Here is a 21582-nt window from a genome sequence, read left to right on the forward strand (position 1 = left end):
GGATTGAGGTGAAATCGACTTCTCAAGAAAAACAAGAAAAGCCGTTATCATGGTGGCAACTTTCATTACTTGGGGTTGCTTGTACAATTGGGACAGGCTTTTTCTTAGGATCTAGTATTGCGATCAACATGGCCGGCCCGTCTGTATTGTTATCTTATGCTCTAGCCGGCCTAGGTACTTATTTCGTTTATGAAGCACTAGCAAAAATGATGATTGCTGATCCACAAAAAGGATCATTTCGTACATATGCCAAAAACGCTTACGGTCGTTGGGCAGGTTTTAGTAGCGGCTGGGTGTACTTTTTATCTGAGTTGTTAATCATGGGGAGTCAAATGACTGCCTTAGCTATTTTCTCACAATTTTGGTTCCCTGACATTCCTTTATGGATGTTTGCAGCAGGATACGCTGTCCTAGGACTACTTGTCATTATTGCCGGTCCGAGTGGCTTTGACCGCGTAGAAAACCTTCTCGCCGTCATGAAGCTTGGTGCTCTCGTTATGTTTATCATTTTAGCGATCATTTCTCTTTTCGGCGTATTTGGTGGTGCTGATACAGAAGTGGGTTTTCCGAGAACATATGACGGAATTTTCCCGAACGGGGTTAGAGGGTTATTGCCTTCATTTATTTTTGGTTTTTACGGCTTTGGCGGAATTGAAATTGTCGGCCTTCTTGCCATTCGTTTGAACAAAATGGAAGATGCTCCGAAAGCAGGAAAAGTGATGCTCATAATCCTTTCAACGCTTTATGTCGCATCGATCGCTCTAGTTTTGTTTATGGTGACATTAAATAAAATCACAAACGATACAAGCCCGTTTGTGACAGCGTTAAACAATTATAATGTTCCTTATGTGACTCATATTTTTAATGGCGTGTTTATTATCGCAGGTTTTTCAACGATGGTCGCGTCTTTATTTGCAGTCCTCCGTATACTAACGACTTTAGCGGAAGATGAAGATGCACCTAAAGGGTTGGCTAAGCGCGTCAAAAACAATAAAATCCCTTTAAATGCCATTCTTTTAACATCGACCGGTATCCTCGCTTCGATTATATTAGCAATCCTCATGCCTGGTCGAGTATACGAATACGTGACGACCGCAGCAGGGTTAATGCTTTTATATAATTGGTTATTTATCATTGGTTCGTACGGAAAAATTCATGAGATGAAAACGAGCGACAATGTAAAGCGTCTTCTTGGCTTCTTGTTCATTATGTTAGCAGTATTCGGTACTTTGTTTCATAGCATTAGTCGCCCAGGATTTTTTGTTAGCATTGCTTTTGTTGGCATTATTGCGATCGTGACACTATTCATGCGACAGCAGTGGAAAAAGCCAAAGAAACCAACAACGCCATCTGTTTTTACAAAAATAAAAAAGTAGAAGTGTTGGATAAATATAGCTACACGCTTGTAAACATCATGAAAATAAGACAGTAGCGGCGTGGATACCAAAGTAAACACCAAAACCAATAAGTGAAAGTCCAGATAATACTGAAATCGCTACTAATAGGCGATTTGTTAAAAACTTCCTTAAATTACTAGCGAGTAATGCCATCGTAATATCCCAAACGGTAATTCCGATGAATATCGCTGCAGTGTATAATATAACTGTTCCGGTATCATTTTGGGTTACCGTTTTTGCTAAAATTGAACCAAAAATTCCTAACCAAAAGAGAATCGTTAACGGATTGAAAAGCGATATGAAAAATCCAGATAAAAAAGATTTAAAATGAGATGCCTTCGTTCGTACTTCGTAATTAAGTGTCGCAACCTCTCGAGCACCGAGTAAACTCTCAAATCCCGTATATACGAGAACAAAAAAGCCAAACAACCAAAGAAACGTTTGTATGTATGGAAGCTCTAGAAAATGAACAATCCCGATAAATACGAGAAACATATAAAAGGCATCGGCAATCGTCGCCCCTAACCCCACTAACCATGCGTGAAAAAAACCGTTTTTAATTCCTTTATCTAATTGCGCAGCATTAACAGGACCGATCGGTGCTGCAAGTGACAACCCTAAAAAAATATAACCTAAAAAAACACTCATCTAAAGATCCCCCAGTCAATAACATCGTTTTCGCCGGTTGGACAACCGACCGCTTGTACATTGTATTCAGTAAAACAAGCAATTACGACTAGAGAATGAATTTTTTTATAAATTATAATAGGAAATATACTAACGCCATAAGTGATAGCACTACGGAGCCTTAGCCACATACACCTCAACACTCTTCACTCAAAACTGAAAATTCTTCATGCAAAAAAAGAACGACCTTTTTAAAAGTCGATCCTTTCTAAATAAAGCCCTTCTGCTGTAGCCATACGCCCTGTTTGAATTCGTTCTTTTCTATCTAAAATCGTTGGAATGGCATCTGCCTCTATTTCACCTAATCCTACTTCGATTAGTGTACCGACCATTTTTCGTACCATATTATAGAGAAAACCGTTCCCACGCACTCTAATTTGAACGAATCCGTCATCTGCTTCAATTTCAATTTCAAATATTTTTCGCACCATCGATTTTTTCTTCGATTTCGCATTAGAAAAAGCCGTAAAATCATGCTCACCGATAAAGTGCTGAGCAGCTCGTTTCATTTTTTCAATATCTAACTTTTCTTCAACATGCATACTGTACTTTCGCATAAAAGGATTGGTATGTTCCTCGTTCCAAATTTTATACAAGTACGTTTTATCTTTTGCATTGTAACGAGCGTGAAAACGATCATGAACACTTATTACCTTCGTAATACTAATATCTTGCGGTAAATATTTATTTAAATAAGATTTAATTTCGGTTTCTGAAAATTTTTCTTTTACTTTAAAATTAGCAATTTGAGAAAAAGCATGGACACCTGCATCTGTTCGAGAACTACCAATAATTTCAATTTCCCTCCCAACTAATTGCGATAAAACGTTTTCTATTTTTCCTTGGATCGTATTTTCTGTATTACCGAGCCGTTGCCAGCCTTTATAACGTCCACCATCGTATTGAATGACTAATTGATAATTGTTCATTGCTTTCCCCCGATCATTACTGTACGTCTGTGTACGACCATTAAAACTTGTATCGACTATCTAAGTATTGTCTTTAGTTTCAATAAGCATCTATTGACTACTGTTTGTCTAATTCAATGTCAATTTTTTTCCCACCGACAGATATGTATGCCATCACTTCTAAATCAGATTTTATTTTCGTTAACCCTTGCAAATACGGTTTTAATAAATCTTTAAAGTCTTCACAAACACCTTCTTCTTCCAAATTTGCAAACACATACATTTTACTTTCTTCCATCAAAAAAGACAAGTAACCGATTGCTTCATTACGATCAGTAACAATGTTTAACACTTGAGCGTTTTGATTAATAAACTCCGGTGAAAAATAAATTTGCAAATAAAGCTCCCCCTTTTTCAACTCTTTATTTAAATTATTTCACTAACACCGTTGAAATAAACTTCATAACTTTTTTACAACAATACAAACTAAAAACGAAGGAGGGATCTAATGATGAAAGATCGTTTTGAAGAAATATATGAACAATATCGCAACGAAGGCAGAGTCGAGGGTTATGAAGTCGACGAAGGACAAGAAGCAATCGTAGCCGTTCGAAAAAATGATGACGGTGACTTGATTGCTTTTAAAACCGATAACGGTCGCGAGCTAGACTATATTACCGCACTCCAAGAAGCAAAAGCTGGAAACTTAGCTCATGTCGATGTTTTTCATAAATATGGGCGTGACATTTTACGAAGTGAGCCAGATGGAATCAAAGAAAATAATTTAGACAATTTACCTGAGTTTTAATTAAAAGATGAGGGTGGGACAAAAGTGTCTGACACCACGCGGATCCTACTAAATATAGACGTAAAGATTTATCATTATGTCTATATTGGGTGTCTAGCGGTGTCTGACACTTTGTTTGTCGCACCACCCTCACTTATTTGGTGAACCTCTTTCCAATAGCAACTACACCTAATGACAAGCTTAAGCTTTCGGTTTTCTTATTTTACCGATCCCTAATTCTTTCGCTTCTTTATGCAAAGATTTCATTAAGCTGAATGCCATCAAGGCCATAATCACCGAAAACGGTAAGGCCGCAACAATCATTGTATTTTGAAGTGCCTGAAGTCCACCAGAATATAACAACACTAGCGATGTTAAAGATAACATAATGCCCCACGTCAGTTTAATTCGAGTCCCTGGAGAAAGTGAACCATTTGTCGTCATCATTCCTAACACATATGTCCCCGAATCCGCCGATGTAATAAAGAAGGTACCTATTAAAATCATCGCGATAATCGAAGCTAAATACCCTAACGGATATTGTGAAAACGTACTAAATAATGCTTCCTCCACTGCAAAAGAAGAAATTGGAGCAACCCCTTCATGTTCTAACATGATGGCCGAGCCGCCAAACGTTGAGAACCATAAAAAACCGACAATCGAAGGAACAAATAACACACCGAGAACAAACTCTCGAATCGTACGTCCTTTAGAAACACGAGCAATAAATATTCCTACAAATGGTGACCAAGCAATCCACCATGCCCAATAAAAGATGGTCCAACCATCAATCCATCCTCTTAAATCTTGATCTAATGGGGCAATTCGAAAGCTCATCGCCGCCAAGTTTTGGATATAGGTTCCTATCGTATGTGTGAAAATATTTAATATAAATAGTGTTGGCCCCACGATAAACATAATTAAAAATAGTAATACAGCCAATATCATATTAACATTACTTAATATTTTTATCCCTCTTTTTAACCCTGTCGATGCCGAAATCATAAATAAAATCGTTACAACTGCGATAATGACAAACTGCGCAATAATCCCTACTGGAATTCCGAATAAATAAGATAAACCACCATTGATCTGAACTGCACCAAATCCCAATGTCGTCGCAACCCCAACTACAGTTGCCAATACCGCAAAAATATCAATCACTTTACCTAATACGCCATCAACTCTGTCTCCAAAAATAGGTCTAAGAGTTGCACTAATTAAACTCTTTTCACCATGACGAAAATGGAAATAAGCTAACACCAAAGCAATAATTCCATAAATGGCCCAGGCGTGAATACCCCAATGAAAAAAAGTGTAACGCAACGCATCTATTATCGCTTGGTCCGTCCCCACTTTACCGGTCGGTGAACTAACTGCGTAGTGACTAATCGGTTCAGCAGTCCCCCAAAAGACGAGACCGATCCCCATCCCGGCACTAAATAACATTGCAAACCACGTTGGCCTCGAAAATTCTGGCTTATCGTCCGGTTTTCCTAATTTTAGACGACCAACTGGACTAATTAAAAAGTATAAACAAACAATCGTAATGATAGTTACGACAATTAAGTAATACCAGCCAAAAGCTGTTGAAATGAATACTTGCATTGCTGCTGTAAAACGCTCCAACGTATTTGGGATGGTTGCGCCAAAAATTACAAGTAACAACAGTATTGCTATTGAAACGTATAAAACGATCATACTCTTTCTTTCCATTTCGTTGTCCCCCCTTATCACAATCCATTCTTGTTTTTAAGCTCTCATTAAGCCCAGACATGATTGTCCATATATATGGGGTAGTTTCTCCTGTAAAGAAAGCATCATACATTTATTGAATATAAAATAATGTAGGCTATTTAAGTTAACTATAACCAACTGTCCAACTTTTACATACAAAACGAGCATGACGATTTACCTTCACCATTTAATATGGAAAAGGCGAATGATTTCTCTCACTTCCCCATGACCTTCTTGCTAATCTCAGAGGCTCGTTCACGAAATCATTCGCCTTTTTTCATACAAAACCCGCATGACGATTAATCGTCACCATCTAACATGAAAAAATCCGGTCGATTTACTCACTGCGCTGTAAATCCGTTCCGGCTTTAGAGGCTTGTTCGGAAAAGTCGACCGTCATTTTATTTTCATACAAAACTCTCATGACGGTAACTGTCACCATCTCATATGTAATAGGGACGATCCATTAAATCGTCCTCCCCACTTATATTAAAACCACTTTTTAACATCATGAATATCCGTGAAATGCTTATGAAAAAACTCATTTTTCGCTTTATCATATCGATAGTCATGTTTCCACTTGCTTATATTTAACGTAATTTCTTTAATTGCGTTGGTAATATAATAAACCTCTGTATTTGTCATGGTTGGATGGAGTGACAAACGCACCCATCCTGGTTTCTTAGATAAATCACCTTGCTCAATTTGACTCGTAATCGCATTAGACTTTTCTTTACTAATGCCTAATAAAAAGTGCCCGTATGTTCCAGCACAAGCACAACCACCACGAACTTGTATCCCGTAGCGATCACACAACATTTTCGTCAGTAAATTATAATGAATATCCTCTATATAAAATGAAATAATTCCTAAACGGTGACGAACATCTTCTTGCAAAATATGCAACCCTTTGACCTTCGTTAACTCATCAAACGCTATTTTCAATAATTGCTTTTCTTTTTTTAAAATATTTTCAACGCCCATCTCTTCTTTTAACTTAATACAAAGCGCCGTTTTAATCACTTGTAAAAAACCTGGCGTACCACCATCTTCTCGCTGTTCTGTTTCTTCATAGTAACTTTTCTCTCCCCATGGATTTGTCCATTTTACGGTTCCGCCTCCTGGGTGGTCAGGAATCTTATTTTTATATAAATTTTCATTGAAAATTAACACGCCGCTCGTACCTGGTCCGCCTAAAAATTTATGTGGTGAAAAATAAATGCCGTCAAGGCGCTCCAATTCATCTTTAGGTCGCATATTAATTCGAACGTAAGGAGCTGAGCATGCAAAGTCAACAAGGCATAACCCACCATACTCATGCATTACCTTCGCCATCTTATGATAAGGAGTTTCAATTCCAGTCACATTTGAACAAGCAGTGAAAGCTCCTATTTTAATTTTACGCCGCTTATAGCGCTCGATGGTTTTGCGAAGATTTTCTAAACTTATTTTATTGTTTTTGCCTGGATCTACAACGACAACATCAGCAATCGTTTCAAGCCAGGATGTGTGATTTGAATGATGTTCCATATGGGTTACAAAAACAACAGGACGATTTTCTTCTCTAATAAAAATTCTATCCTTATATTTTTCCGGAAGCCTCAATCCTAATATTCGTTGTAGTTTATTGACAACCCCCGTCATTCCGGAACCATCGGTAATAATGATATCTGTGTCGGCATCTGCATTAACATGATCTTTAATTATTTGTTTTGAATGTAAATAAGCAGATGTCATCGTCGACCCCGTAATATTCGCTTCCGTATGTGTATTCGCAACAAAAGGCCCGACCGTTTTTAGCAACTTTTCTTCAATCGGTTTATACAATCTCCCACTGGCGACCCAGTCAGCATAAAGTAACTTTTTCTTACCATACGGAGAATGATACCGTTCATTCAAGCCGACAATATTTTTTCGGAATTTATTAAAGTGGCGCTCCAATTTCGTCATCGTACTTCTCCCCTTATAAAGGCCTACTAACTAGTGTATAAAGAAGATTTAAAATTGGTGATGAAATTGAATGGTATTTTCGTACGTTGGAACATGTTTAATGAGGAACATAGATAATCTGAGGACATTTATAAAGACGGGGATATTTTATGCACTTTTTTTCTATTTACATAAATTTCTACTTGTACAAATTCATCGTAAGTGTTATATTAATCTAGCGATGAGCTAAATTGCATAAGACGAGATTGACGCGCCTTTCGGCAAAGCACAATGTGGAGTGCTGTCTCTCGCCGCAATACGCGAAAAAACTAAGGAATCCCTATAGGGACCCTTAGTTTTTTTATTAGTATCAATTAGGCCTAGATGGCTGCGTAAAATATGATGGAACCTTTATCCACCCTCTCTTTTCGGCATCAGTCAATTTTACTCCATAAGGCGCTGCGACCGAATCAATATTTGATTTATGTTCTGCTAACGGTGGTAAAGGTATCCCTTCGATTATTAAAAAATTTTACATATGCTTTGTTTGTTTTTCACATTCTTTTGTTATCGGATAGCTCTACTTATTTTTCCTAATAAAAGAAATCCCCCACATAAGCCACAATCCAATAGCAATCACCGTTGCCACATTTAATATGGTCATAATTTCATGCGTTCTAGAAAATCCAAACAATAGTAAGCTCGCACCTGAAACTCCTTGGCTCGATGCGATAATTGCCGCTCCAATTAAATAAAACATAAAGACTTGGAAAATAATAGCGCTAACCAAACAAATTCTTCCAAGTTTATCCATTACTAATACCTCCAGTTAAAAATACTATGTTTTTCTTATGACCACGTTTTGTTCAGGATCAAATTTTAGAACTTCGGTTTCATCCCCAATATTTGTTACAGAAACAATAAATTCAGCGATGCCGTCACTGTATAGTATCTGTAACGATGCATCTAACGTTCGCTTTGGACCAGGTTCTGGTGAACGCTCCCGCTCCGAAGAAGGTTCACGATCAGTAGTACGGTCCCAATCCGCACCGGTTCATCCATTTCTTCTGCACCCTCATCTAACTGTGGTTTTGAGTTTTCTTGACTAATTTCTTCCTCACAAGCAACAATGAACGACGAAATGAGCATTGCGATAACGACAAAAGGTAAAAACCTTTTCAAAAACATGAACTACACTCCTAACATCAAATAAAATTGCTCTTAAATTCAACTATATGTATTAGACGTTAGTAATCTAGTTTTGTTACAGATTTTTGTTTTATCTTAAACGTTTTATTCATCCTTGAAATATAGTGTGCAATATAGGGGGAGTGGCGCAATATCACGGTGCTCCGAATTACGGGAGACTGTGCAGTAGAAATGCGCCCTTTCTAACACTAGATTTCTCTACTCTTATTTTGATACAGAGAAGAGTAATCATTCGAGTGTTTCGATTACTTTTCTCTGGTTTTGAGCCGAGAAGAGTAATCAGTTTTTTTCGCATAAACAGATTACCTTTAGAAGGTGTGGGTGATTTGACGCATACAGCTAAAGGGCACGCAAGAATTTTTCGCGTGACCTAACCGAGTTTCACATCAACTAAAAGGGAACACAAGACCTTCTCCCGTGCCCGTACGAAGCGTCACTTCACACAAAAGGTAACGCGAGACCTTCTCCCGTGCCCGTACAAAGCGTCACTTCACACAAAAGGTAACGCAAGACCTTCTCCCGTGCCCGTACGAAGCGTCACTTCACACAAAAGGTAACGCGAGACCTTCTCCCGTGCCCGCACGAAGCGTCGCACTCGCCAAAAGGTAACGCAAGATCTTCTCGCGCTTCCGACCGAAGCGTCTCACTCACCAAAAGGTAACGCGAGACCTTCTCCCATGCCCGAACGAAGCGTCACTTCACACAAAAGGTAACGCGAGACCTTCTCCCATGCCCGAACGAAGCGTCACTTCACACAAAAGGTAACGCAAGACCTTCTCCCGTGCCCGAACCGAGTGCCACATTCATCAAAAGGTAACGCAAAATCCTCATCATGCCCCACAGTACATGTCCGCCCAATTACTGCGCATCATCCCCAGACTGCACAGTTCATTTAACCGTTATCAAACTACCCTCTTAAATCTACTCTCGTACATCCCAACTCTCAAATCTTTCAACCTCTAACCCTAAAGATCTAGTTTCTAACCATTGAAAAGCTTTAACTACTAACGGAGAAACGTTGTCACTAGTTACTTCCTCTTTACTAATCCATAATGCACCGTTCGCGTCCTGGCCTTCCACTTGATTCGGTTCATTAACCCCCCCACTCACAAGCTGGACCGAATAAAAGGCAGCAATATGATGGAGGTGTGTCACATTTCGCCACTGCCACGGTAACATAAAATCAATGACACCTAAGTTTCTCCTCACTTTTATTGCGAATCCTGTTTCTTCAAAAAATTCTCTACCCAACCCTTCCGTCAGGCTCTCACCAACTTCGAGACTTCCTCCTGGCAAATCAAAACGACTTTTATAAGGTCCAACGGTCTTATTAACGACCAATAATTTTCCATTATTTTCACATATTCCATAAACTCCTAATGCACGATGATATTTTTCCCTTTTCACAGGACCGATCCCTCCCAAATGTTCTTTTACATTCATTAAACCACATAACTAACTTTATCTTCTTCTGAGTTTGCAAAAACCTCAAAAAAAAATACCAACCTATATCTATAGAGAGTTCTAACGTATTTTATTCTTCAAGGAATTGTATGACCCATATCCAAAAATGTAAAAGGTTCGCACCTCTTATTTAAGCACTTTAACTCGCTAAGTCTATATTTTCGCTCACTTATTGAGTCGATGGTGTTTTCCATTTATTATAAAATTATATAGTTATTGGAATATAACTATATAAAGGATATAATTACTAACAATAAATTATGCGATGCCCTCCACTTTACCATAACAAACCAAGTAATCAGATTTTTTAATCTTTTCTTAAAAGGGTTGAAAATATTTTAAAATACTATACAATCATAATTGTTATGCAATTCAGTATAGTATCTATGGAGATCGCAGTTGGAAATATACAGAAAATTTAAAGAGTTGATATTTACCGCTCTCATTACCTAAACATTTCCTAAAATATTTTCTGAAGATGCAATGCCGAAATTAGTAGTAAGCTTTTGCCGGGACATCCGCCATACCATAAAAGAATGAATATGTTTTTCACGTTAATGAATTTCATAATTCATGATTCTCGCCACTAAGATCAATATATAGTTGCGTCAAAACCATTCGCAAACTATATATTGCATGATGTGGCTCATTTTTGGTAATTATGAAATTCACTCACGTAGTATAAGAACGATAAACTTTTAATTAATGACGCGGAAGTAGAATGGTATTCCGACTAAACTCATCATTTTATCAGAAATATACTTTTGTAAGCGCTTTATTCAATCGACGTACTCCTAAATCGATATGCCAACAGCCTTTGCGAAAAGAAAAACTACCAATCTATAAAGCCGGACAAAAGCTACCAAACAAAAGACACACTTTGGAGGAAGTACAATGAGAAAAAAAGACACTTTACTTGTTGGACTAATGTTATTTGCTTTATTTTTTGGTGCAGGGAATTTAATTTATCCACCATTTTTAGGAATGGAGGCCGGTGAATCTTTTTGGTGGGCGATTAGTGGTTTTGTAATTACAGGAGTCGGCTTACCAATCATCGCTATTGCTGCAATCGCTATTGTCAAAGGTGGTGCTGAAGGGTTAGCAAATCGTGTTCACCCGCTATTTGGCCTAGTTTTTATTATGACTGTATACCTTGCCATCGGCCCATTCTTCGCAATACCTCGTGGGGCGAATGTTGCTTATGAAATGGGAGTTAGACCTTTTGTTGAAGGTGGCCCAGTACTACTCATTTTTACAATCATCTTTTTCACCTTAGCTTATTTTGTCAGTTTAAATCCTTCAAAAATTGTGGAGCGTGTCGGCCAGTGGCTAACACCTGCTCTTCTACTGACAATTATCGCATTAGCAGTTGCTAGTTTTATCAACTTCGATCAAACTAGTTTAACGCCGAATGATAAATATGAAACTACTCCATTTTTCACTGGCTTCCTTGAAGGCTATTTAACGATGGATACCATTGCGGCACTTGCTTTTGGAATAATCGTAATTAATGCCTTTAAGCAAAATGGAGTTACCGACCAACGTCAATTAATGAAAAAATCAATTACAGCCGGTGCAATTGCTGGAATTGGATTAGCTTTCGTATACATTTCTATCGGTTGGATGGGGGTAAAAATGGCCCATTTCGGAACGTATGAAAACGGAAGTGAAATCCTTTCTAGCGGTGCTGAAATCCTTTTCGGTGCTGGTGGTAAATTGTTGTTAGGACTTATTGTTTTACTAGCATGTTTCTCTACTGTCGTTGGGTTAACAATTGCTTGTAGTCAATACTTTACAAGACATACAACAAAAATTAGTTATAAAACAATGGTCACAGCCATCATTTTGTTTAGTTTTGCTGTTTCAAATCTCGGCTTAAATCAAATTATTTCATATTCAGTGCCAGCATTAGTGATGATCTATCCTATAACGATCGTCCTTATAGCACTTGCATTTTTACACCGCTTTTTCAAAGGTTCCCAAATGGTGTATCGTGGCGCTATTCTTTTAACTGGTCTAGTAAGTTTATATGACGGTTTAACTGCCTTTGGCATTCAAATGAACTTCATCACACAATTAGTGGAGCTATTGCCGTTTGCTTCAATAGGTTTAGCTTGGTTAGTACCGGCAATTGTCGGTGGTATCGGCGGATATATCCTTGATAAAAATAAAAACAACTCTAACCAAGGGGATAATCCGAAACAAGCTGCATAAAAAAAGAACCCCCCATTATTTCTCCTTTATTATAGAGACAATGGGGGTTTGATTTGTTAATATTCTACTAGTTACAGACATCATGTCCTCTCCCAGCTATCAAACCGAGGTCAATCTACCCTGTCTTACTTGCTTAACTCTTTTTTCACTAAAGATTGAATGATCAAATAAAACACCGCTAGCCAACCAATAAGTAACACTAATTCAAATCCTAAAAACTCTCCATTAAAAACACCGTTCATATTTTCAACGACAACGACGCTCGGAATAAACTGAAGTACGTTGTGCCATTCCGGTAATTGCGGATAAAACGTTGCCGTCATGAAAAGAACGACCATAATGATCGATGAAAGTGCTGCCGATGTCTTCGAAGAGTGCAACAGTAATCCGATCACTAATCCAACTTGAATAAATAATATTCCTCCGATGACCATAAACACAAATACTCCAAATAAATCGCTAGTAAAGCCCAAGTTTAAAAGGTACACAAACAGCTGTGACAGTAGTGAAAATAATAAAATGACTGAAGCTTTTGCTCTAATCACTTCCCGTAAAGAAAGTGGTGAAATAACTAATGCATCGAACCGAAAATTTCACCTTTATCAACAGAAAAGCTCACTTGATCTACCGCACATAAAAAGGCTGAAATTCTCATTCAGCCTTTTGGAGGAAACTTTACGATTATTGAGGTCCCTACGGAAGGTTTGCTAATGATATCAAACGTTCCGCCTTCCTCTACTACTCGCTCACGCATATTTTAATCTTCTCAAGCTAGGTTGTAAATGTCGGCCGACTTTCTTTATCATCATCTTACTAAAACCTGCCAGTTACATCAATACGATGGTGTTTTTCCATTTGTAGCCATGTAAATAATTACGCCTTTTGGGTACTAATAATGATAAGAAGACAAATCGTGTATGTACGACCATTTTTTTAGCTGTATTGATGTAGGAGGATTAACAACATATGAAAAGGATATTGCCAGGCTCAATTTTATCTTTTAATCAATATGGGCATTTAAAAATACCGAAAGCTGTAAAATGTGAATGTCCCGAGTGCGGAAAGACAACTGCTTTTATTCTAAAATCAAATTACCAAGCGAATAAAATTGGGTTATTCTCACAAGGAAATTGTCCATTTTGTAAAGTGACATCTTCATTTGTTATTATGTTAAAAGAGAATCATACTGGAACGAATGAAGCTGCTGATGTGTTTATTTATGATCAACGGCAACCTTTGCATCAAATCGAGAAACAGCCAGACATACCAGGTGATTTAATTCGCTCATACCGTTCAGCCTTAAAAGTTCACCAATCTAATGACCCTCTCGCAACAGCCGTAATGAGTAAGCGGGTACTTGAAAGTGTATTAAAAAATTTTCTCGGTGAGGATACGAACGGTTTACCTTTAGCAGATCGTTTTAAACAGTTGCCGAGTCACATCGACTTATCAAAACCAATATCATCCTTAAGTCATCTTATTGATCGTGACAGCACTTTGCAACAAATGCTTGACCTCGAACATGACCTTGATGATGAAATGGCAGAACTTTTAATGGATTTATTAAACGGACTTATTGAATACTTATATGTTCTTCCTGCAAAACTTGAAATGACACACGGTAGAATTGAAGAGAAGCTATAAGCCCGACTACAAAATAATAGCCTTCCTCCTAAAAAATAAAAGCTCGCCAATTAATATGGCGAGCTCTACTCTACTACTGAGTTACAAATATTAAGATAGTTACAATCTATTTTGAGTCCTCGATCTTTAAATATTTCGTCAATCAATTCTACCTCTATACACATCGCCTCTGTCAAAATGCCCTCATTGATATTTTTATTAATTTCTTCATAAAACTGAACTAATAATTCATCTGGTAATTTTTTGTACAAATTTGACATACGATCCCACCTAATCGAATTTTCTAAATCTTCTATATAATACACTAAAATTAATTATCGGTAAAATTATATGCTTGGCCTTGGCACTTTATTTCATACAAAAACTCACTTTACGCATGAATATTTACATACGTAAAGTGAGTTTTCAATTTCAAGATATTCTTAACCTAAATCAACATTATGATAAACTTGCTGCACGTCTTCTAAATCTTCTAGGGCATCAATTAATTTTTCAAATTGTTCTTGGGCATCTTCCGGTAATGTCACATCCGATTGTGCAAGCATCGTTAACTCTGCGACTGTAAAGTCTGTAACACCAACACTTCTGAATGCTTCTTGAACAGCATGGAATTGATCAGGTTCGGCATATACGATCACTGTGTCCTCTTCATCTAAAATGTCTCGTACATCAATATCTGCTTCCATTAATAATTCAAGAGTTTCATCTGCATTTTTTCCTTCTACACCGATTACAGCTGTTGCATCAAACATATAAGATACCGATCCACTTACGCCCATATTTCCGCCGTTTTTATTAAAGGCAGAACGAACTTCTGCAGCGGTACGGTTGACATTATTCGTTAAGGCATCGACGATGATCATTGATCCGTTCGGGCCAAAACCTTCATAACGAAGTTCATCATAGCTTTCTTCTGATCCGCCTTTTGCTTTTTCTAGTGCACGGTCTATAATTGCTTTCGGTACGTTATATGTTTTTGCACGCTCGATCACGAATTTCAACGCTTGGTTAGATTCTGGATCCGGTTCACCACGCTTCGCTGTTACGTAAATTTCGAGCCCGAACTTCGAATAAATACGACTTGTATTTTTGTCTTTTGCTGCTTTTTTCTCTTTAATATTGTTCCACTTACGTCCCATTATGGTCATCTCGCTTTCGAATCTGAATCTAAAGTTTCTTTTCAATTGCCCCTCGATTTTGAGCAATCTTCACTAGTTAATATTATACATCAACTGCAGTATTTGTTAAGTGGGTTTAACGAAAAAGAGAGACACATTGCGTCCTCTCCACTTCGTAAATGTAACGATCACTCTTAACCGCGGACTACAAACGCAAAGCTAATCAAAGCGACCTTATCTTCCTTACGAGCCCAACAAGCCCTCTACTCCCTAAAAATAAAGCGATCCCTAATACTAACTGAACGATCTTTTCAATCACCCCAAACCAGAATCCGTATTTTAGTCGGGGGTCGATCAAATGGTTAGCTACATCTTTTATTTGTATGTACTCCGGGATCATTGAGAAAAGTTGTGGAAGTGTATTTACAATGAGAAATAACCCTATTGCTGAAAAAGCAATAGACTGAATCTCGGTAGCACTGATTTGCATATCTGATTGATCGCTTTCTTGATCAGGTAATAAAAGAAACGAACTTATTTTTTTAGCAAAAATCCACAGTAAAATACTAAACATCAGCAATACAAAAAATGGAGCAAGGTTAAACCATGCATTTACCGAGTTAGCGTTATATTGCATTAATGAATCATAAAATAAAGGTAAAACGTAATAATTCGCCACCCTCGCTAAATGAAGCAACGACTGCAACAAAATATAAATAGCAAGCAACCTTAACCCTATAAAAGCTATTTTTCTAGCCATCTCCAAACCTCCAAAACTATAAAATATTTTAGTGCATTCTACTAATATTACGAGTGTAACTCTATTCTCCACATATCGTTCCTATATCCGTATCCTACTTAATAAGTATGTACATATTTTACCATTGATTTCTAAAAAAAATTAGACCCAAAACAAATATTGAAATTTTAAAAAACTTCAATATTTCGTCACCAATCTCCCCTTTTTAATGGTAAAATTAACCTTGGTAAAAAAGGAGGGGGAATTTTGTGAAGCAGAATGATCATTTTGCACCTACTTCAAAAAACGAACGAATTGTTACACTCGACATTATTCGAGCAATTGCACTTTTAGGGATTTTATCAGTCAATATGAAGTATTTTGCAACACCGGCAATTCAAGCAGAGATGGCCGGCATCACTTATGCCAACACATTACTAGATCAAATTAGTCAATGGTTCATATTTCTGTTTGCTGAAGTGAAGTTTATTTCGATGTTTTCGATGTTATTTGGAATTGGTTTTTTATTGTTTATGGAACGTGGGGAAAGACGAGGCGTAAATGTGAAGAAACTATTTAAACGACGACTGCTCGTACTTTTATGCTTCGGACTAATCCACATCTTTTTCATATGGCACGGTGACATTCTTACCTTTTATGCCCTTTTAGGATTTGTATTACTTTTAACGAAGGCAAAGAAACCGAAATTTTTATTAAAGGCATCTTTCATTACAATGGCGGTTCCAATTACATTTTTTCTTATAATCGCTTTGTTATTATCATCCGTAGAACAAAATCCTTCGCCTGAACAGCAAGCAACCTTTGAAAACGAAGTAAATAGAATTGTTGAGGTTTATAGTACAGGTAGTTACGGCGAAATATTTGTGCAAAGAATTAACGACATTGCGTTTATGATTGTCGGGAACTTCTTTCTTATTGGTGTTATTTTAACGATGTTCTTCTTCGGAATGTATTTATGGAAAACGGAAATATTTACGAATACAACGGAAAATATTGCTCGGGTAAAAAAAATTGCTATAACCTCTTTAATGATTGCAATACCTGGTCTTATTTTAGCAACTATAGGTAAATTATTGATTGATGGTGGCGAGTCACCTTGGTATTTTGTGCAATATGCTGGACTTTTTATGAGTGGCCCTACTTTAAGTATCTTTTACATTATGAGTCTATTACTACTGTTTGAAAACAAACAACGTCTTGCTCGTGTCGCTCGTTTTTTACAACCTGTCGGAAAAATGGCTCTTACAAACTATTTAATGCAATCGATCATGGTTACCTTTATTTATTATAGCTACGGTTTTGGTTTATTCGGACAAATCGGTCCGTTTTACGGCCTGTTAATTACATTCGGAATCTTTGCCGTCCAAATCGTTTACAGCTATTTCTGGATGAAAAAATTCAACTACGGTCCTATGGAATGGTTATGGAGAAGGTTGACGTACGGAAAAGAATCTGTGAACAAAAGTTTGTTTGAGAAAGCACAATAAGCGAGGGACAATTATGGAGAAAAGGGAAGACACCGTCTGGTCATTAAGGGAAATCGTACTAGAGGAGATTTTACCGTTAACTGGGAGAAGTAAACTAGAATTGAGTAATAATATATAAAAGTATGAGACGTTGCACATAAACCAAACTATTTATAATACAATTATAACAAGGGAAATTTCTATAACAGCATAAAGGATTTTGGTTATTCCAAATCCTTTTCCTTTTTATCCAGTTTAATAGTTTCGTTAAATTTATTGAAAACTAGAAAACTTAGAGGTGATTACATATGTACACTGAACGAGGCACTGATTATCAAACCCCAGCCCACGAGAACCCAGCTGGGTTTTGGGAAAGATTATTTGCATTACTTTTAGACGGACTTATTGTACACCTACCTATTGTTTTAATTAGTTTAATTATTTTCGGACAAAGAGAAATATTCTCAGATATCGTTATGTTTTTATATGGCATCATCCTCCCGGTTGTATGGTATGGATATACCGTAGGAAAAAGAATCATGGGGATCCGTATCGTTAAATTTAACGGTGAACAAGTAGGGATTGGTACGATGTTAATGCGTGACCTCGTTTCGAGGTTTATCTATTTAATTTCATTTGGGATCTTAGTTATTGTTAGTATATTTATGGTTGCGCTTAGAGAAGATAAACGTGCTATCCATGATTTCATTGCTGGAACCTGTGTTACATTTCATAAACCAGAATGAAAATTTAATTTCCAAAAAGCAGTGCGTTACTGACACTATAATGTTCAGCTCGTCATTGAATCACCATATTTTCACGGTTTAATGAATTCCATAATTCATTATTACCTTCACATCAAACAATATATAGTTGCGCCAAAACACTTTGCAACTATATATTGTTTGATGTGACTCTTTTTTGGTAATTATGAAATTCACTCGGTTGAAAACAAAATATTATTTCCTTTTCATTATAGGGAAATTTGAAGATGGAACTGTCCAAAACAAAGTGTCAAACACTTATGAGACAGCCCCATCTATTATTTTATTACATATACAACGCTCGATAGCCATACGCTCTCCTACCTTGAACGATCGGGTTTTGCACGCGAAAGGGTATATTAATTCTTTGGCCTAATTGCAAGTGATAAGGGTTAATCGTTGGATTTAATAATTGGATGACATCGAAATTTATTCCTAATTGTTTAGAAATGCCCCAAAATGTATCTCCCGGTTGAATAATATAGAAATTCACATAAAACCCTGGGATACGTACGGTTTGCCCAATCTGTAAAGCATTAGGTTCAATATCTCGATTCGAATCTAAAATTAAAGGAAGCGGAATATTAAAAAGCTGACTATAATACCACATGTTATCGCCTCGGCGTACTCTAATATTCAACTTAACCACCCCTCTTTCTTCTTATATACTTATGAAGAAAAAGAGGTCATTTATGCATATAAACATATACAAGATCACTAAGTTCAATGAGAAAATCACAGGCATACAGCCCGTGATTGAGAAAAAACAATTAACTTATCCTTTAAATATATCGTGGTCAACGTAACGTTCACCGTTCAGTTCACTTATGAGGTTGATCGCTACTTTTGCACCATCACCTGCAGTGATGATGGTATGCATCGATACACCTGCAACGGTCCCTGCTGCCCAAATACCTTTAACGTTTGTTTTACCGTTTTTGTCAACATCAATAATTTTATTAACTCTAGGCTCCGTACCTGGGGCCGTTGTAATACCTGCTTTTTCTGCTAGTTGGACTGACATTCCTGTTGCTAAAATAACGTGTTTGCCTTCAAATGATTTTCCATCTTCAGTGAGAACAATATGCTTCCCATTATCTGTTTGAATTTCTGACACTTCAGCAGCAATCCACTCTGTACCAAATTTCGTCGCTTGCTTCTTCCCAACTTCAACCATATCAGGTCCAGAAATACCATCTACACCGTAATGATTATCCATCCAAGCTTTTTTAGTGATACTCTTTTCATTATCTATGACTAACGTTTTTTTACCTGCTTTACTAGTCAACAACGCGGCACTTCCACCGGTTGGACCTCCACCAATTACAATAACATCATACATGTTAAATCTCCCCTTGAATTAAAGTAATTATTATTTAACTAAAATTATAAAAAGAGTTTATATATTTGTAAAGAAATAAGCCTCCACGTCACCAATTAACATGAAAAGTCGGGCGATTTCCTTCTCTTCGCTGTAAATCTCTATCGAGTTTTCAGTAGCACCCGCTTATTATCAGATTTTTAAATAGCTTCCTAATCTATGAAATTCCCCGCATTTTTGAATGCATCGATAAAAGTAAAAATTGAATATTCACAAATATAATGAGAAACCTATAATTAAAAATCAGAGGATATTGGAGGGTTTAGTATGAAAATGAAAATTTTTCTATTAGTATGTCTACTGATTTCTACGAATGCTGTAACAAGTTATGCAAATACTCCTGAACAAACACGACCGTTTGAAGATAGTTATATCGAAATCGGCTATAAAACATTAGGAGAAGCATTAGATGACTTTGAACAACATTTTGGTGAAAGATTAGTTTTGCCGTTACGTGTACCACCGGTTGAATTTACACATTATTTTGGCAGGTTTAATAACTTAGAAGGAGAATTGAACGACAGCTTTGAAGTTGAATTTATAAATGAGCATACGGGAAAAAATCATTATATGATTAATGTAAAACATATTGATCGCAAACTTAATATTCCAGCTAAGTATGTGATCAACAGTTTTAAGTTGAAGGATGGCAGTAAAGCTAACTATCTTGAATTTGAGTCATTTAACGGTCTAATTTTTGAAAAAGGAAACTGGCAATACTTTTTAAGTCATCCTAGCTCCATTTCTGACAAAATAACAGCTGAAATACTCGTGGAAATTGCTAATACAATATAAAATTGAGTATTTACTTATGCTTCAATGTTAAATAAAAAACTACTTAAAGAAAGAGATTGCCCACCTGGTAGTCTCTTTTTTTCTACCGGCCGTAAAACATTCGTATTTCAATTACATGTCCTTCGTAGTGCCAAAATTGGATGTTTACTTGATTTTCTCGATCTATATAACCGATAACATCCATTCCTTGTTCAACTATAGAATAGAAATTTTCTCCATAAACATCTTTCACTTTTTGGATTGGGACACCAACGCGGATCCCTTTTCGAGTCGACATAGTTTCGTCAATAGCTCTTAAATAAATAATCTTATTTTCCTCATTCGTACCAACGTGAAAATTTGAAAAATAAAGTGATTCTTTGTAGAAAACATTTTCGGATGTCGTATAAGGACCGTGTGCAGCTTTGAAGTATTCATCTACAGTATCAAATAACGAAATTTCTCCAAGACCTTCATTATTTAAATAAGTACTTTTTACAAATTGATGATTCATTTCATAAATGATCCAACTACCTAAACTTAAAATGATCAACAATGGAATACCCATGATCATTAGGGCAATCTTTTTTGAATGTCGATAATAAAACACCCCAAAAGCAATTGGAAACAAAATAAATAAAAATAACATAATAATACTCATTAATTGCACACCCTTTTTTGTTAATAATGCCGGTAGTCTATCATTTTAATCGCAGTAATCTCCTCTTTAGAAAAATAATCAATACTGTAAAATTCAAGAGAAATGCCACGTTTCCGATCTCGGTATCCGAGAACCGTCATGCTTTGTTCATCTCTATAGTAATAGTTTGGGCCATATACACTTTTAACTTTTTTAAAATGATCCCCAACTCGAATGTCTTGATCTGTCACAAAATCCTCAGAGTTCGTCGACAAATACCGAATGATTGCTTGGTCATCCCGATCTATCGAAAAGTTGTTGTACCGTTTTAAATCATTGTAATAAGATCCCTCGAGTGTAGAATACTCACCATATTTCTCTAACTCGCTATCCGTGATTTTCATTCCGACGTGAATACCATTTAAGGATACTTTGCTTAAATCTGTATGACGGGCAAAATGATATTGATAATCGAGCAAAATTAATAGTGTTATAACTGTACTAAATAAAATACTTGGTAATAAAAAAATAATAAAAACTTTTTTATTTACTCGATTCAAAATTAACGCACATGAAAATAGCCCAAGAAAAATTAGTAGAAAACTTTTCATGTCCGATAAAATATGAATGAAACTCAATCTTAACTCCCCCTTTTTACATACATAGAAATTCTATGTATGTATTTAAAAATAAATCCCCATTA

At 36.6% G+C, this 21582-nt stretch carries 23 protein-coding genes; 7 read left to right on the forward strand and 16 right to left on the reverse strand.

The genetic code is table 11. The features are described from left to right. The first annotated feature begins 8 nt into the window (after positions 1-8). Positions 9-1376 (forward strand): amino acid permease, encoded by a 1368-nt coding sequence (locus BKP35_RS00695; RefSeq protein ID WP_071311470.1) that lies wholly within the window; start codon positions 9-11, stop codon positions 1374-1376. Between the two features lie 36 nt (positions 1377-1412). Here BKP35_RS00695 and BKP35_RS00700 read toward each other — a convergent pair whose 3' ends face one another. The 3 genes from BKP35_RS00700 to BKP35_RS00710 form a co-directional block, all read right to left on the reverse strand. Next, positions 1413-2045 (reverse strand): LysE family transporter, encoded by a 633-nt coding sequence (locus BKP35_RS00700; RefSeq protein WP_071311471.1) that lies wholly within the window; start codon positions 2043-2045, stop codon positions 1413-1415. A gap of 230 nt (positions 2046-2275) precedes the next feature. Continuing rightward, positions 2276-3013 (reverse strand): tRNA pseudouridine(38-40) synthase TruA, encoded by a 738-nt coding sequence (gene truA, locus BKP35_RS00705; RefSeq protein ID WP_071311472.1) that lies wholly within the window; start codon positions 3011-3013, stop codon positions 2276-2278. 97 nt (positions 3014-3110) lie between these two features. Then, positions 3111-3389 (reverse strand): hypothetical protein, encoded by a 279-nt coding sequence (locus BKP35_RS00710; protein WP_071311473.1) that lies wholly within the window; start codon positions 3387-3389, stop codon positions 3111-3113. 111 nt (positions 3390-3500) lie between these two features. Between BKP35_RS00710 and BKP35_RS00715 the strand changes: the two genes are divergently transcribed. Beyond that, on the forward strand, positions 3501-3800 hold the full coding sequence (locus tag BKP35_RS00715) for a DUF3892 domain-containing protein (RefSeq protein ID WP_071311474.1): 300 nt from the start codon (positions 3501-3503) through the stop codon (positions 3798-3800). A 180-nt stretch (positions 3801-3980) separates the two neighbouring features. On the opposite strand, the gene BKP35_RS00720 is transcribed toward BKP35_RS00715, so the two are convergent. The 5 genes from BKP35_RS00720 to BKP35_RS00740 form a co-directional block, all read right to left on the reverse strand. Next, on the reverse strand, positions 3981-5495 hold the full coding sequence (locus BKP35_RS00720; protein ID WP_071311475.1) for a glycine betaine uptake BCCT transporter: 1515 nt from the start codon (positions 5493-5495) through the stop codon (positions 3981-3983). 510 nt (positions 5496-6005) lie between these two features. Next, entirely contained in the window at positions 6006-7466 is a 1461-nt protein-coding gene (locus tag BKP35_RS00725; protein WP_071311476.1) for an aminotransferase class V-fold PLP-dependent enzyme, read from the reverse strand. A gap of 559 nt (positions 7467-8025) precedes the next feature. Continuing rightward, on the reverse strand, positions 8026-8259 hold the full coding sequence (locus tag BKP35_RS00730; RefSeq protein WP_071311477.1) for a hypothetical protein: 234 nt from the start codon (positions 8257-8259) through the stop codon (positions 8026-8028). Positions 8260-8411: 152 nt separating this feature from the next. Further along, positions 8412-8633, reverse strand: a complete 222-nt coding sequence (locus tag BKP35_RS00735) for a hypothetical protein (RefSeq protein ID WP_071311478.1) — start codon at positions 8631-8633, stop codon at positions 8412-8414. Between the two features lie 942 nt (positions 8634-9575). Continuing rightward, positions 9576-10061, reverse strand: a complete 486-nt coding sequence (locus BKP35_RS00740; RefSeq protein WP_245741816.1) for an NUDIX hydrolase — start codon at positions 10059-10061, stop codon at positions 9576-9578. A gap of 951 nt (positions 10062-11012) precedes the next feature. Between BKP35_RS00740 and brnQ the strand changes: the two genes are divergently transcribed. After that, entirely contained in the window at positions 11013-12332 is a 1320-nt protein-coding gene (gene brnQ / locus BKP35_RS00745) for a branched-chain amino acid transport system II carrier protein (protein WP_071311480.1), read from the forward strand. Between the two features lie 125 nt (positions 12333-12457). On the opposite strand, the gene BKP35_RS00750 is transcribed toward brnQ, so the two are convergent. After that, complete coding sequence (locus BKP35_RS00750) at positions 12458-12877, reverse strand: hypothetical protein (protein WP_169819110.1); 420 nt, start codon at positions 12875-12877, stop codon at positions 12458-12460. Positions 12878-13298: 421 nt separating this feature from the next. Between BKP35_RS00750 and BKP35_RS00755 the strand changes: the two genes are divergently transcribed. Beyond that, the gene (locus tag BKP35_RS00755) at positions 13299-13976 is read left to right on the forward strand and encodes a hypothetical protein (RefSeq protein WP_071311482.1); all 678 of its coding nucleotides are present in this window, start codon (positions 13299-13301) and stop codon (positions 13974-13976) included. Positions 13977-14041: 65 nt separating this feature from the next. On the opposite strand, the gene BKP35_RS00760 is transcribed toward BKP35_RS00755, so the two are convergent. The 3 genes from BKP35_RS00760 to BKP35_RS00770 all read right to left on the reverse strand — a co-directional run bounded on the left by BKP35_RS00760 (position 14042) and on the right by BKP35_RS00770 (position 15854). Continuing rightward, positions 14042-14236: a hypothetical protein gene (locus BKP35_RS00760; protein WP_071311483.1), complete on the reverse strand. Its 195-nt coding sequence runs from the start codon at positions 14234-14236 to the stop codon at positions 14042-14044. A gap of 162 nt (positions 14237-14398) precedes the next feature. After that, positions 14399-15115: a YebC/PmpR family DNA-binding transcriptional regulator gene (locus BKP35_RS00765; RefSeq protein ID WP_071311484.1), complete on the reverse strand. Its 717-nt coding sequence runs from the start codon at positions 15113-15115 to the stop codon at positions 14399-14401. Between the two features lie 202 nt (positions 15116-15317). Then, entirely contained in the window at positions 15318-15854 is a 537-nt protein-coding gene (locus BKP35_RS00770; RefSeq protein WP_071311485.1) for a hypothetical protein, read from the reverse strand. Positions 15855-16102: 248 nt separating this feature from the next. On the opposite strand from BKP35_RS00770, the gene BKP35_RS00775 reads away from it, so the two are divergent. Next, positions 16103-17341, forward strand: a complete 1239-nt coding sequence (locus tag BKP35_RS00775) for a DUF418 domain-containing protein (RefSeq protein WP_071311486.1) — start codon at positions 16103-16105, stop codon at positions 17339-17341. A gap of 287 nt (positions 17342-17628) precedes the next feature. Beyond that, positions 17629-18066 (forward strand): RDD family protein, encoded by a 438-nt coding sequence (locus BKP35_RS00780; RefSeq protein WP_071311487.1) that lies wholly within the window; start codon positions 17629-17631, stop codon positions 18064-18066. Between the two features lie 304 nt (positions 18067-18370). Here the strand turns inward: BKP35_RS00780 and BKP35_RS00785 are convergent, their stop codons facing one another. Both BKP35_RS00785 and BKP35_RS00790 read right to left on the reverse strand, forming a co-directional pair. Further along, the gene (locus BKP35_RS00785) at positions 18371-18724 is read right to left on the reverse strand and encodes a LysM peptidoglycan-binding domain-containing protein (RefSeq protein WP_071311488.1); all 354 of its coding nucleotides are present in this window, start codon (positions 18722-18724) and stop codon (positions 18371-18373) included. Positions 18725-18859: 135 nt separating this feature from the next. Then, a complete protein-coding gene (locus BKP35_RS00790; RefSeq protein WP_071311489.1) occupies positions 18860-19426 on the reverse strand; it encodes an NAD(P)/FAD-dependent oxidoreductase in 567 nt (188 codons plus the stop codon). A 306-nt stretch (positions 19427-19732) separates the two neighbouring features. Between BKP35_RS00790 and BKP35_RS00795 the strand changes: the two genes are divergently transcribed. Continuing rightward, positions 19733-20260 carry a hypothetical protein gene (locus BKP35_RS00795; RefSeq protein ID WP_071311490.1) on the forward strand — a complete coding sequence of 176 codons (528 nt, stop codon included), beginning with the start codon at positions 19733-19735 and terminating at the stop codon, positions 20258-20260. A gap of 82 nt (positions 20261-20342) precedes the next feature. Here BKP35_RS00795 and BKP35_RS00800 read toward each other — a convergent pair whose 3' ends face one another. Together BKP35_RS00800 and BKP35_RS00805 are read right to left on the reverse strand one after the other, a co-directional pair. Next, positions 20343-20900, reverse strand: coding sequence for a hypothetical protein (locus BKP35_RS00800; RefSeq protein WP_071311491.1), 558 nt, complete (start codon positions 20898-20900; stop codon positions 20343-20345). 20 nt (positions 20901-20920) lie between these two features. After that, on the reverse strand, positions 20921-21517 hold the full coding sequence (locus tag BKP35_RS00805; RefSeq protein WP_071311492.1) for a hypothetical protein: 597 nt from the start codon (positions 21515-21517) through the stop codon (positions 20921-20923). Between the last annotated feature and the right edge of the window lie 65 nt (positions 21518-21582).

This window comes from Anaerobacillus arseniciselenatis (genome assembly GCF_001865995.1).
Lineage (GTDB): Bacteria > Bacillota > Bacilli > Bacillales > Anaerobacillaceae > Anaerobacillus > Anaerobacillus arseniciselenatis.